Raw genomic sequence first — 12,925 nt, 5'->3', positions numbered from 1 at the left:
GAGATGCCAAGCGAAGTGTCCGAGCGAGTGGCGGAGCCGATGCTCGTGGAGGACTGGGAGCGGCTGACCTTCCGCGTCAACCGGGAGGCCTACCGCTCGCCGGAGCTGTTCGCCCGCGAGCGGGTCGACATCTGGCTGCGGACCTGGCTCTACCTCGGACACGAGACCGAGATCCCCGAGGTCAACGACTTCAAGGTGCGCACCATCGCCGGCCGGCCGCTGATCTTCTGCCGCGACGCGGACGGGGAGGTGCGGGCCTGGCTGAACTCCTGCCCGCACCGCGGCACCGTGCTGTGTCGCGAGACCGAGGGCTCCCAGAAGCGCTTCCAGTGCTTCTACCACGCCTGGACGTTCAACAACGACGGCACCGTGGCGGCGATCCCCGACAACGGCGCCTACGAGGACATCGAGGCGCTGCAGAGCAGCATGATGCTGCGCTCGGTCCCGCGCCTGGAGACCCACGAGGGCTATGTCTTCATCTCGTTCAACCCCGACGTGCCGCCGCTGCTGGAGCATCTCGGCGACGCCGCCGACTACATGACGATGATCGAGCAGCAGCACGCGAGCGGAGTCACCACGCTGCCCGGCGTCCAGCTCTACAGCGTCCGCGGCAACTGGAAGCTCGCCGTCGAGAACGCCATGGACGGCTACCACTTCTCGCCGACCCACAACACCTTCGTCGGCTACCTGCGCGAGTCCGGCTTCGCGGTCACCGACGACGACCAGTACGCCTACAACCTCGGCAACGGGCACTCCCTGCTCGTGCTCACCGGCCACGGCGGACGGATCAGCATGGTGTGGGAGCCGCGCTTCGGCGAGGCCGAGAAGGTCCGCACCGAGGAGCACCTCGCCGAGATGCGCGAGCGGCTGGGCGAGAAGCGGGCGCACTACGTCGCCGACGAGAGCCACATCCTGTTCGTCTTCCCCAACCTGCTGCTCTTCGACATCGAGGGACTCTCGATCCGCCAGCTCGAGCCGGTCGCGCCGGGTCACACCGACGTCCGCGCCTGGCAGCTGGTGCCCCGCGAGGAGCACGAGGAGTCCCGAGCGCTGCGGATGAAGACCGTCGTCAGCTTCGTCGGTCCCGGCGGCCTGGCGACGCCCGACGACATCGAGGCCTACGAGGCCGTCCAGCGCGGCATCGAGGCGACCAGGGGCGCCGGCGAGCTCGACTACAGCGACATGTCGCGCGGGATGCGCGACGAGGTGAAGGGCGTCCAGGGCCGCTCCATCGACGAGGGCGCGATGCGGGGCTTCTGGCGACACTGGGAGCGGGCCGTCGGCGGCGGCCTGGAGGTGTCCGGCGAACGGCCGGAGCGCTTCCTCGAGGGAAGGGAGCTGGCATGACGCAGGCCGACGTGCGCGGCGCGATCGAGGTGGCGGGACGGGTGGTCACCCGCGGCGAGGTCGAGGACTTCCTCTACGCCGAGGCCGACATCCTGGACGCCTGGGACTACGACGCGTGGTTCGAGCTGTTCGAGGAGGGCGCGCGCTACGAGATCCCGACCACCGACTACCGGGGCTGGTCGCTCCACGCCGGCGGCTCCTTCGTCGACGACGACTACGACCTGATCAAGGCCCGGGTCAAGCGGCTCAAGTCGCGCAAGGCCCACGCCGAGAACCCGCACTCCCGCACCCACCGCCTGGTCTCCAACGTCCGGTTGTTCGCCGGCGAGGAGGAGGGCACGCTGCGGATCCGTGCGTCCTTCGTGGTCCACCGGGCGCGCGACGGCCAGTTCGACCAGTACGTCGGCTGGTACGAGCACGTCGTCGTCCCCACCGAGGCGGGGCTCAGGTACCGCCTGCGCCGGTCGATCCTCGGTCACGAGTCGCTGCCGGTCGGTGCTCGGCTGAGCTTCATCCTCTGAGCGGAGAGACGCAGATGATCCGACACACCCTGATGTTCCGGTTCGCCGACGAGGTCCCCGAGGGGACCCGTCGCTCGATCCTCGCCGAGCTGGAGACCTTCCCCGAGCGCTATCCGGCGATGCGCCACTGGTCGATGGGCGAGAACCTGAGCAGCCGCGACCAGACCTACACCCACGCGATGTCGGTCGAGTTCCCCGACGAGCAGGAGCTGCTCGCCTACCTCACCAGTGAGTCGCACGAGACCTTCGTGCGCGAGAAGTGGCGGCCGGTGATCGCCGACCAGGCGATCGTCGCCTACGAGTTCGCGGGGCCGGAGGCCGACGCGGGAAGGGAGGGACGCGTGAACCAGCGTCCGCACGGTCCGTTCGGCATGGAGTACGCCCGGATCGAGGTGCCCGACATGCAGGCCACCATCGACTTCCTGGAGTACCACGTGGGTCTCCAGCTGGAGCAGCGCACCGACGAGTACGCCTACCTCCGGGCCGACATCGAGCACCACGCGATCGAGCTGATCAGCGCCCCCGAGCGCACCGACGGCTGGACCACCGCGATCGGCTTCAGCGTCGAGAGCGCGGAGGTGCTCGAGGAGATCAAGCAGCGCGCGATCGCGGCGGGCCACGAGATCCTCGCCCTGCAGAAGCGCCAGCAGGAGCTGTGCGACGACGGCTTCGCCCTCGCCGACCCGGAGGGTCTCCTCGTCGAGCTGTTCATCGGCTTCCAGGAGTACGCCGAGCCGCCGCACCTCGAGATCCGCCCGCTCGACCTGGTCCACCCCTTCCTCGCGACCACCAAGTACGAGGAGATGCTGGACTTCTACATCAAGGTGCTGGGCTTCATCCCGTCCGACCACATCGTCGGCTCGGCGACCTTCCTGCGCTGCGAGGACCGCTACCACCACAGCCTGGCGATCCAGAAGAACGACGAGCACTACGTCGCCCACCTCTGCTTCGCGATGAAGAGCCTCGACCACGTCATGCGGATGCGCGCCCGCGCGCTCTACAAGGGCGCGCCGATCGCCTCCGACATCGTCAACCACTCGGCGTCGACGTCCATCGCGTTCTACCTGCACGACACGAGGTTCGGGCCGCGCTTCGAGCTGTGCGACAGCCACCGGGTCTTCACGCCCGAGGAGCACGAGACGCACCGCGCCCGCAAGATGCCCGCCGACCCGCGCAACATCGACGTCTGGCGGCCGGCATCCGACGACTGGGGCCGTTTCTGAGCGACCAGCTGGTCGAGCTCCTCCGGGTGCTCGACGCGACGCCTGCGCCGCGCGGCCGGGAGCGCCGCGCCGCGCAGGCGCTCGCCGCGTGGTGTGCGGAGCAGTGGCCCGCGATCGAGTGGACCGTGCAGCCGTACGGCGCCGACGGCGCCAACCTGGTCGCCCGCTGCGGCCCGGGGCCGTTGCTCTACTCCCACCTCGACACCTCGCTCGACGATCCGGTCGGCGTGCTCGAGGTGGGCGACGGCGTCGCCGAGGGCTTCGGCCTCGGTGTCGCCCGGGCGCCGGCCGCGGCCGCCCTGGCCGCCTTCGCGCAGGCTCGCCACGGCACCCTGCTGCTCGCGGGCAGCGGCACCCATCGCCGAGGAGGCCGCGCCGAGGGCGTGCGCGCCTTCCTGGCCGACCTGCCGGCGCTGCCGCCCGCCGCGATCGTGGCCAAGGGCGGCCCGCCCGGCCTGCTCTGGGAGGAGCCCGGCGCGGCGTACGTCGAGGTGCGGGTCTCCGGCCGCCCCGGCGCCGCCCTCGCACCCGAGTCCGCGACGCCCACCGGCGGCATCGGGCGCCATGCCGGGCTGGTGCTCGACGCGATCGCCGTGTGGCGCGAGCGCTATCTCGCGAGCCGCGCGCCCGTGGGCCAGGTCGGTCCCCAGGTCGGGGTCGGCGCGGTGCGGGCCGGGATGCCCGACAAGCCGGACCTGCTGCCGGCCGACCTGCTCGTCGACCTGTACGTCGTGACCGTGCCCGGGGAGCGCGACACCCGGCTCGGCACCGAGCTGACCGCCTGCCTGCACGCCCTGCTCGCCGACGGCCCGCTCGCCGGCTGCCGGACCGCGGTGGACGTGGAGTGGCTGCACGACGCCCAGGCGACGCCCGAGCGGGCACCCGTCGTACGCGCGGCGCGGCACGCGTGGGAGGACGTCTTCGGTACCCCGCCCGCGCCGGTCGCGCGGTGGACCGGCTCGACCGACGGGGTGGTCCTGCGCGAGCACGGGATTCCGACGGTGCGGGTGGGGCCGCAGAGCGTACGATCGGCATCCGATCCGCGTCGCGATGTCGTCGACCTCGCCGACCTGGCGCACTTCCAGCGGCTCTACGAGGCGCTGCTCGAGCCCGGCCACCGGCACTGAGCGATATCGCATCGCAAGACGTCATCTTGCATGCTTGACGCGTGTGTCCCGGGTCACTACCATCCGGAGGGACGGTATCGCTCTCCAGTCCGGAGAGTCCGATTCAAGCCTCGACGCACTGTGCGCCGGGTGTGCGGCCGACAGCCACCCGATGCTCTTCGCCACGATCCGTGGCCCAGGCCGGTGCGTCGGCAAGGCGAGATTTCGCTCCCCGAGGAGCGGGAACTGGAGGCCAGATGCGCGTGGACACCATCGTCGCGAACGGGCGGATCGTCAGCCCCAGCGGCGTCATCGACGCGGCGATCGCCGTCAAGGACGGTCGCATCGTCGCCCTAGCCGACGAGAGCGTGCTCCCGGAGGCCGACGAGCGGATCGACGCCCAGGGCAGGTACGTGCTGCCGGGCATCGTCGACCCGCACGTCCACCTCGGCGGCGGCCGGCCGCTGTCGGAGATCTTCGCGTCCGAGACGGCGTGCGCCGCGGTGGGCGGGGTGACGACGGTGCTGCAGTACCGCCGCTCGCCGTCGACCTTCCTCGACACCTTCCCGGCCGAGCTCGAGACCGCGAAGACGCGCATGCTGGTGGACACCCAGTTCCACTTCATCATCTCGACGATGGAGCAGGTGGAGGAGATCCCCCGGTACGCCGAGGAGTTCGGCGTGACGAGCTTCAAGTTCTACATGGGCGGCTACGAGCCCGGGAACCCGATCGGCCTGGTGTCGGTCAACGACGCCGTGCTCTACGCCGCGATGGAGAAGATCCGCGACCTCGGCCCCTACGGCTGGTGCATGGTCCACTGCGAGGACGACTCCCTGGTCTGCCACCTGACCGCCAAGGTGAAGGAGTCCGGCGGCGACGACCTGGCGGCCTACAGCGCGTCGCGGCCCGACTTCGTCGAGGAGCAGGACCTGCTGCGCGCGATCTGGCTCGCCGACCTGCAGGAGTGCCCGCTCTACGTGCCGCACACGACGGTCGGCATGGCCGTCGACGCGGCGGCCGAGTCGCGGCGCAAGGGCCGAGTCGTCGTCCTGGAGACCTGCCCCCACTACCTCGCGCTCACCGCCGACGACCAGCGCCTGGCCGGCTCCGGCGTCGGCAAGGTCGCGCCGGCACTGCGCAACAGCGAGCACCAGGCCGAGCTGTGGCGGGGCCTGCGCGAGGGCTGGATCTCGACCATCGGCTCCGACCACGTCCCGATCCCCAAGTCCGGCAAGGGCATCTGGGAGGAGGCGCCCGGCTTCGCGGGCCTCGCCACGATGCTGCCCGTCGTCCTCACCGAGGGCGTGCTCAAGGGCCGGATCGCGATCGAGAAGGTCGCCGAGACGATGGCCTACAACCCCGCCCGGCTGTTCGGCCTGGCGCCGACCAAGGGCGCGATCCAGGTCGGCGCCGACGCCGACCTGGTGATCGTCGACCTGGAGACCGAGAAGGTCGTCGGTCCCGACGTCACGCAGAGCGAGTTCGTCAGCGCCTTCGAGGGCGTGCCGCTGCGCGGCTGGCCGACGCTGACCATGCGCCGCGGCGACGTGATCTACCGCGACGGCGAGGTGCTGGCGCAGCCGGGCAGCGGCCAGGTGGTCGCGAAGCCCGAACCCGACAAGGACAAGGAGAGGAACTGGCATGCCGCTTAGCGTGAAGCTCGACCCGCGGGACGTGGGCCTGCTCGTGGTCGACATGCAGAACGGCTTCTGTCACCCCGAGGGGTCGCGGGGCCAGGCGTTCGGCGCGGACGCCGTGAAGAGCCCGCAGGCGATCATCCCCGCCGTGCAGCGGACGATCGACCTGGCGCACCGGCTCGACATCCCCGTCTGGTTCACCCAGCAGGTCCACTACGACGACGACGTGCTCCGCGCGCGCCGCCGGATCCCGTCCCACCTGGAGCGCCGGGGGGTCAAGCTCGAGCTGTGCCGCCGCGGCACCTGGGACGCCGAGCTGCTCGACGAGATGAAGGCGATCAAGGAGGACCGCGACGAGGTCGTGGTCAAGCACCGCTCGAGCGCCTTCTTCCAGACCACGCTCGAGGTCGAGCTGCGGATGAAGGACGTGCAGGTGCTCGTGGTCACCGGTACGACCACCAGCTTCTGCGTGGACTCGACGATCCGCGACGCCTACGCCCGGGACTTCGACGTCGTCGTCCCGGCCGAGTGCGTCGCCGACTCCGACGACGCCGCTCATGCCGCGACCCTGGCGAGCATCGAGCGCTTCCACGGCGTCGTCACCGATCTGCCCGGGTTGACCGCCGCCCTCGATGGCTGACCTCGGCGCCGGGCTCCGGGTCGACGGCGACGTCGTCCCGGCCGGCGCCCCGGGCGCTTCCCTGCTGGAGGTCCTGCGCGGTGCGGGGAACTTCTCGGCGAAGCAGGCGTGCGGTCGCGGTGAGTGCGGCGCCTGCACCGTGCTGGTCGGCGACCGCGCCGTGATGTCCTGCACCACGCCGGCCGCGCTGGTGACCGACGAGGTGACCACCGCGGCCGGTCTCGGCGACGAGGCTGCCGACCTGCGCGCCGCGTTCGCGGACCATGCCGCCTTCCAGTGCGGCTTCTGCACACCCGGTCAGGTGGTCCGAGCCGAGGCGGTGCTCCGTGAGTCCGTCGACCGCGACCGCGCCGACATCGTGCGCGCGATGTCGGGCAATGTCTGCCGCTGCACGGGATATCGCCAGATCGTCGACGCGGTCTGCGCCGTCGCCGAGAGCCGGCGGGACGCCCGATGATCGGCCGGTCGACCCGCCCGCTCGACTGGGCCGAGAAGACCTCCGGGACCGCGCGGTACGCCGCCGACCGGCCACCCGAGGGCACCCTGGTCGCGCGCGTCCTCCGCTCCCCGCTGCCGCACGCGGACATCAAGCGTCTCGACGTCTCCGCGGCGCTGCGCGTGCCCGGCGTCCACGCCGTCGTCACCGCCGCCGACTTCCCCGCCGGCCGGCTCTACGAGCACAGCGGCGGCCCCTACTCCGACCGGCCACCGCTGGCCGTCGACCGGGTCCTGTACGTCGGCCACGAGGTCGCCGCCGTCGCCGCCGAGACCGCGGAGGCGGCGGACGAGGCGATCCGCGCCATCAAGGTCCGCTATCGCCGGCGCAAGGCCGTGCTCACCGTCCCCGATGCGCTCGCCCCCGGCGCGCCGCTGCTCCACGACCGCGCCGACGGGCCCAATGTCGCGGTCGCGACCGCCGAGCACTGGGGTGACGTCGACCTCGCCGAGGCGAACGCGGCGTTCACCGCGAGCGGCACCTTCCACTACCCGCGCGTCACCCATGTCTGCATGGAGCCCAACACCACCATCGCCTGGTGGCACGACGAGCGCCTGGAGCTGTGGACCTCCAGCCAGGCCCCGCACTTCGTCGTCCACGAGCTGGCCGGGCTGTTCGGGCTCGAGCTCGACCAGGTCGTGTGCCGCGACGTCGCCGTGGGCGGGGGATTCGGCTCCAAGTCGAAGATCTCCGAGCACGAGGCGCTCGCCGCCGCGCTGTCGATGAAGTGCGGTCGGCCGGTGCTGCTCGAGCTGACCCGCGCCGAGGAGTTCTCGTTCACCAAGCCGCGTCACGCCTTCACCACCGAGCTCACCGCGGCCGCCGACGCCGACGGGCGGCTGTGCTTCCTCGACGCACGGATCGACGTCGACAACGGCGCCTACAACCACTACGGCCCGTCGGTGATGCGGGCCGGCATCAAGCAGCTCGGCTCGATGTACCGCCCCGACGCGGTCCGCTGGGACGCCCGCCTGGTCGACACCAACCTCGTGCCCGGCGGCCAGTTCCGCGGCTACGGCCAGCCGCAGACCGCGATCGGGCTCGAGACACTGATGGACGAGCTCGCCGAGCAGTGCGGCCAGGACCCGATCGACTTCCGGATCGCCAACTCCGGTCTGCCCGACACCATCCAGCTCTCCGGCTCGCGGGTCGGCTCCAACCGGCTGCGCGAGTGCCTCGCCGAGGTCCGCGACCGGATCGGCTGGGACGCCAAGCGCGGCCCGGACCGCCGTCCCTACCGGGGCGTGGGCGTCTCGTCGGGCATGCACGCCAGCGGCTCCTACGCCTATCCCGGCGGCAACACCAGCGCCGCGGGCATCGAGGTGCGCGGCACCGGCGAGGTCGTGGTCCGCTTCGGCGGCGCGGACGCCGGCACCGGCCAGCGCACCATCCTGGGGCAGATCGCGGCCGACGTGCTCGGCGTACCGATGGACCGGGTCGGCGTGATCATGGCCGACTGGGACGAGACCCCGCCCGACATGGGCGCCTGGTCCTCGCGCGGCACGCACATGGGCGGGCATGCCGTCCGCCAGAGCGCGGAGGCGATGGCCGCGCGGCTGTGCGAGCTCGGCGCGGCCAAGCTCGGGACCGACCAGGTGACGCTGCGCGACGGGCAGGTCGTCTCGGCCACCGACGGCATCCCGATCGAGAGCCTGGTCGACGGCTCGCTGCGGATCGACACCGAGTACGTCGAGCCGAGGATGCAGCCCTACTGGACCGGGATCGAGCGCCCCAACATCTCGGCGACCTATGCCTACGCCGCGCACGCGGTCGAGGTCGAGGTCGACCCGGACACCGGCGTGATCAGCGTGCTCGGCTATGCCGCCGTCCACGACATCGGCCGGGCGATCAACCCCGCGCTGGTCGAGGGCCAGATCATCGGCGGCGCGGTGCAGGGCCTGGGTGCCGCGCTGGGGGAGAAGCTCCACTACGAGGGCGGCCGGCTGGTCAACGGCGGCTACGTCCACTATCCGCTGCCGCGAGCAACGACGGTCCCCTCGATCGACGTCGGGCTGGTCGAGGGCCCGGAGCCGGCGGGGCCGTTCGATGCGAAGAGCGTCGGTGAGATCGCGCTGATCCCCGCGGCGCCGGCCCTGCTCAACGCGGTGTACGACGCGACCGGCATCCGGTTCCGGGAGCTGCCGCTGACGCCCGACGTCGTGCTGTCGGCACTGCGTGAGCGCCAGGGCCGGCCAGCGCGGAGGCACCACCTGGCCCGGCGGCCGGGCCGCTGGCAGATCGGGCTGTTCCGCGCCCTCTACCCCTACGGCATCCACCTGCTGCTGGACCGCTGGGGGACTCGCTTCGCGCGTCGTCGTAACCCGCGGCCGGTGGAGCGGGTCGCCCTCCCGGAGACGGTCGCGGAGGCCGTGGCCGAGCTGGCCGCGCCCGACGCGACGGCGATCGGCGGCGGTACCGACGTGCTGGTGCAGCGCGACCAGGGACTGCTGTTCCCGACCGTTCTGGTCGGGACCCGCGGCGTGGCCGCGATGCGCGAGATCACGCAGGCCCCTGGTGGAGACTGGCGGATCGGCGCCGCGGTGACGCTGACCGAGCTCGCCACGTGGGCCGAGGGCCGGGTGCCGATGATCGCCTCCGCGGTCGGGACGATCGCGTCCGCGCAGATCCGCGAGGTCGCCACGGTCGCCGGGAACCTCGGCCAGGAGAAGCGCTGCTGGTTCTTCCGCAACGGCTTCGACTGCTACCAGCGCGGTGGGGTGAGCTGTCCCTGCTACGCCGTCGACGGCGACCACCGGCTGCACCACGCCGCCATCGGCGCCCACCGCTGTCAGGCGGTCACGCCCTCCGACCTGGCGACCGTCTTCGACGCGCTGTCGGCGACGGTCGTGGTCACCGGGCCGTCGGGCAGCCGCGAGGTCTCGATCCCCCGTCTCTACGCGGGTCCTGGGGAGCTGGACCTGGCGCCTGGCGAGCTGGTGGAGGCGGTGCTGCTGCCGGCGTCCGCGCTCACCGGACGGGGTGTCTTCGTCAAGGTGCAGCAGTGGGACGGCGACTTCGCGCTCGTCTCGCTGGCCGCGTGCGCGCAACCCGGGGCCGACGGCCGCTGGACGACCGCGCGCTATGTCTTCGGCGGTCTCGCCCCCAAGCCCTGGCAGCCGCCGCGGCTCGGGCGGGCGCTCGCCGGCACCCTGCCGACGCCCGACGCGGTGGCCGCCGTGCTCGACCAGGACCTCTCCTGGGAGGCCCATCCACTGCCCGGGAACCGATGGAAGCTCGACGCTGCTGTCGGCCTGGCCCGACAGGCGACCAAGCGGTTGCTCGATGAGGAGGAGTTCGATGACTGACGTCGACATCGCGACCGCGCGAGGCGCGGCCATCGTCGACCGGCTCAAGGCGGGCGGAGTGGGCCTGGCGGCGTACCTGCCCGACAGCTGGCTGAGCCCGCTGATCGGCGAAGTGGTCGCGGACCCGGCCCTGGTCGACGTACGCGTGACCCGTGAGGACGACGCCGTCGCGATCGCCGGCGGTGCCGCGCTGATGGGGTTGCGCTCAGCGGTGCTGTGCCAGAACGCCGGCGTCCTGCTGTCGGCCAACGTGCTGGCCGCGTTCGCGCACCACCACGAGCTGCCGCTCGTGGTGGTCGCGGCCGCGCGGGGCGGGGCCGAGGACGGCTTCTACTACCAGGCGTACAAGGGCCAGGTGACCGCCGGCGTGGCCGCCGCGGCCGGGCTGAGCGTCCACCACGTCGACGGACCGGACGACGACTGGCTGTTCGAGCGCGCCAGCGAGCAGGCCTGGCTGCAGCGGCGGCCGGTCGTGCTGCTCTGCTCGAAGGCGGCGCTGCTCGGGGAGCGGCCGTGAAGCGCGCCGACGTGGCCGCGGCGGTGGCCGCCGCGGCTCCCGACCACGTCGTCGTGGCGAGCCTCGGCAGCGCCGGGCGCGCCTGGCGCGAGCACGGCGGACCGAACCCGACCTTCTACGCGTCCGACCCGATGGGCGCGGCGCCCGGCCTCGCGCTCGGCGCCGCGCTGGCGCGGCCGGACCTGGGGCTGCTGCTGCTCGAGGGCGACGGCGACCTGGTGATGAACCTCGGCTCGCTGCTCGCCATCGCCGACGCCGCGCCCGCGAATCTGCGGGTCGTGGTCTTCAACAACGGCCGCTACGAGACGGGCGGCGGCCAGCCGCTGGCGGCCGGCGCGCTCGCCGACCTGGCGGCCATCGCGCGCGGCGCCGGCTGGCCGTTCGCGCGGACCGTCGCCCGCGACACCGACCCGGCCGAGCTGCGGGGTGTCATCGACGAGCTGCTCACGGCCACCGGCCCGGGCGTGGTCGTCGTCGAGGTCGACACCGAGCCGTCGCCGTACGGCGGGCCGGGGGAGGTCTCGGGAGCAGAGGCGCAGCAGCAGTTCCGTACGGCACTGGCGAACTGGGAACGATCGAAGGGTGGAGAAGGATGACGACACGGCTGCTGCGCAACGCTCGGCTGCTGGACCTCGAGCACGGCGGTGAGCTCGGCGACGTGGTGATCGTGGACGGCGTGATCGCCGACCTCGGCCCCGGCGCGGCCGAGCGCTTGCTCGCCCGCGTGGGCGCGGCGGCCGGTGCGGTCGAGTCGACCGACCTCGGCGGAGACCTGCTCATCCCGGGCCTGGTCAACGCGCACACCCATTCCAACCAGACCATCGAGAAGGGCCTGTGCGACGCGCTGCCCCTCGACGCATGGATGGTGGTCGCGTCGTACGGCGGCGCGGGGGCGCGACTCTCTCCGCGCGACCTCTACGTGTCGGCGATGGTGGGCGCGATCGAGATGGTCCGCAGCGGTGCCACCTCCGTGCTCGACTGCGCCCGCTCCGACAACGAGTGGGTCGACGACGGCATGGACGCGATCATGCGGGCGTACGCCGATCTCGGGATGCGCGCCAACGTGGCGATCCAGTACTCCGACCTCGACTTCTTCTCGTCCATCCCGGTCGACCTCGTCCCCGGCGGCGCCGACCTGCGCAAGCCGCCCGTCGCCGCGCCTGACGTGGTCCTCGCGGCGGCCAACCGCTTCGTGGACCGCTGGCAGGGGCGCTCGCCGCTGCTGCAGCCGCTGCTCGGGCCGTCGTCGCTGCCGCGGTGCTCGACCGAGCTGTTCGAGGCGAGCGTGGAGACGGCGCGCACGCGCGGCGTACGGATGCAGACGCACCTGCTCTCCGCGCAGTCGCAGGTGCGGATGGCGCAGCAGCGCTACGGCGTCTCCACGGTGGAGTTCCTCGCCAAGCTCGACGCCCTGCAGGACTGGGCATCCTTCGCGCACGCGATCTGGCTGAGCCCCGAGGAGATCGAGCTGTTCGCGCAGACCGACGCGGTCGCCGTCCACAACCCGGCGAGCAACCTCAAGCTGGGCGCGGGCGTAGCGCCGGTGCCGGCGCTGCTCGCGGCCGGCGCGAAGGTCGCGATCGGCTCCGACGGCGCGTCGAGCAATGACACCCAGAACATGTTCGAGACCCTGAAGCTCTCCACGATCCTGCACCGCGTCCAGGGTCCGCCGGAGACCTGGCCGACGGCGAACGACGGCCTGGGCATGTGCTGGAACCACGGCGCGGCCGCCCTGGGCGCCCCCGTCGGCCGCCTGGCCGTCGGCGCCGCCGCCGACCTCACCGTGATCGACACCGACCACGTCTGGCCGGCGCCCGCCGAGCAGCTGCGCCACCAGCTCGCGTACGCCGAGCTCGGCGCCGCCGTGCGCAGCGTCTACGTCGCCGGCGAGGGCGTGCTCGTGGACCGCCGCTTCCCGGGCATCGACGAGGACGCGATCCGCGCCGAGGCCCGCTCCATCGCCGAGCGGATCTGGACCACCCTCCCGGCCCGGCTGGCGCGGTTCGAGGAGGTGCGCCCGGTGCTGGAGCAGGTCGAGGCCGCGGTCGGCGGCGGCGGGGGAGCCTGCCACTGATCCGAGCTGCAACACGCCGTCCACGTCGCTGGGACGGCGTGTCACAGCTGATTTCGGCC

General features: G+C 72.3%; 11 protein-coding genes. All 11 read left to right on the top strand.

Translation table 11 applies throughout. The annotated features are described in order from the left end of the window. Positions 1-3 precede the first annotated feature (3 nt). The 11 genes from JOD66_RS09950 (at position 4) to JOD66_RS09900 (ending at position 12,866) form a co-directional block, all read left to right on the top strand. Complete coding sequence (locus JOD66_RS09950; RefSeq protein ID WP_204836716.1) at positions 4-1,347, top strand: aromatic ring-hydroxylating oxygenase subunit alpha; 1,344 nt, start codon at positions 4-6, stop codon at positions 1,345-1,347. After that, entirely contained in the window at positions 1,344-1,868 is a 525-nt protein-coding gene (locus JOD66_RS09945; RefSeq protein WP_204836715.1) for an aromatic-ring-hydroxylating dioxygenase subunit beta, read from the top strand. Before JOD66_RS09950 ends, JOD66_RS09945 begins: the two co-directional genes overlap by 4 nt. Positions 1,869-1,882: 14 nt before the next feature. Continuing rightward, positions 1,883-3,091 (top strand): Dabb family protein, encoded by a 1,209-nt coding sequence (locus JOD66_RS09940; protein WP_204836714.1) that lies wholly within the window; start codon positions 1,883-1,885, stop codon positions 3,089-3,091. A 26-nt stretch (positions 3,092-3,117) separates the two neighbouring features. Then, positions 3,118-4,218 (top strand): M20/M25/M40 family metallo-hydrolase, encoded by a 1,101-nt coding sequence (locus JOD66_RS09935; RefSeq protein ID WP_204836713.1) that lies wholly within the window; start codon positions 3,118-3,120, stop codon positions 4,216-4,218. Positions 4,219-4,454: 236 nt separating this feature from the next. Next, positions 4,455-5,849: a dihydroorotase gene (locus JOD66_RS09930; RefSeq protein WP_204836712.1), complete on the top strand. Its 1,395-nt coding sequence runs from the start codon at positions 4,455-4,457 to the stop codon at positions 5,847-5,849. Then, positions 5,839-6,474 (top strand): cysteine hydrolase family protein, encoded by a 636-nt coding sequence (locus JOD66_RS09925; RefSeq protein WP_204836711.1) that lies wholly within the window; start codon positions 5,839-5,841, stop codon positions 6,472-6,474. Before JOD66_RS09930 ends, JOD66_RS09925 begins: the two co-directional genes overlap by 11 nt. After that, complete coding sequence (locus JOD66_RS09920; RefSeq protein WP_204836710.1) at positions 6,467-6,931, top strand: (2Fe-2S)-binding protein; 465 nt, start codon at positions 6,467-6,469, stop codon at positions 6,929-6,931. The genes JOD66_RS09925 and JOD66_RS09920 overlap by 8 nt, the downstream gene beginning before the upstream one ends. After that, complete coding sequence (locus JOD66_RS09915) at positions 6,928-10,275, top strand: molybdopterin cofactor-binding domain-containing protein (RefSeq protein ID WP_204836709.1); 3,348 nt, start codon at positions 6,928-6,930, stop codon at positions 10,273-10,275. The genes JOD66_RS09920 and JOD66_RS09915 overlap by 4 nt, the downstream gene beginning before the upstream one ends. Next, on the top strand, positions 10,268-10,792 hold the full coding sequence (locus tag JOD66_RS09910) for a thiamine pyrophosphate-binding protein (RefSeq protein WP_204836708.1): 525 nt from the start codon (positions 10,268-10,270) through the stop codon (positions 10,790-10,792). The genes JOD66_RS09915 and JOD66_RS09910 overlap by 8 nt, the downstream gene beginning before the upstream one ends. Continuing rightward, on the top strand, positions 10,789-11,388 hold the full coding sequence (locus JOD66_RS09905; RefSeq protein WP_204836707.1) for a thiamine pyrophosphate-dependent enzyme: 600 nt from the start codon (positions 10,789-10,791) through the stop codon (positions 11,386-11,388). The genes JOD66_RS09910 and JOD66_RS09905 overlap by 4 nt, the downstream gene beginning before the upstream one ends. Further along, entirely contained in the window at positions 11,385-12,866 is a 1,482-nt protein-coding gene (locus JOD66_RS09900; RefSeq protein ID WP_204836706.1) for an amidohydrolase family protein, read from the top strand. Before JOD66_RS09905 ends, JOD66_RS09900 begins: the two co-directional genes overlap by 4 nt. Positions 12,867-12,925: the final 59 nt, after the last annotated feature.

The sequence above is a fragment of the Nocardioides nitrophenolicus genome, assembly GCF_016907515.1.
GTDB lineage: Bacteria > Actinomycetota > Actinomycetes > Propionibacteriales > Nocardioidaceae > Nocardioides > Nocardioides nitrophenolicus.
Note: the sequence above shows the minus strand (reverse complement) of the source record. Positions and strands in the feature narration are given on the sequence as shown.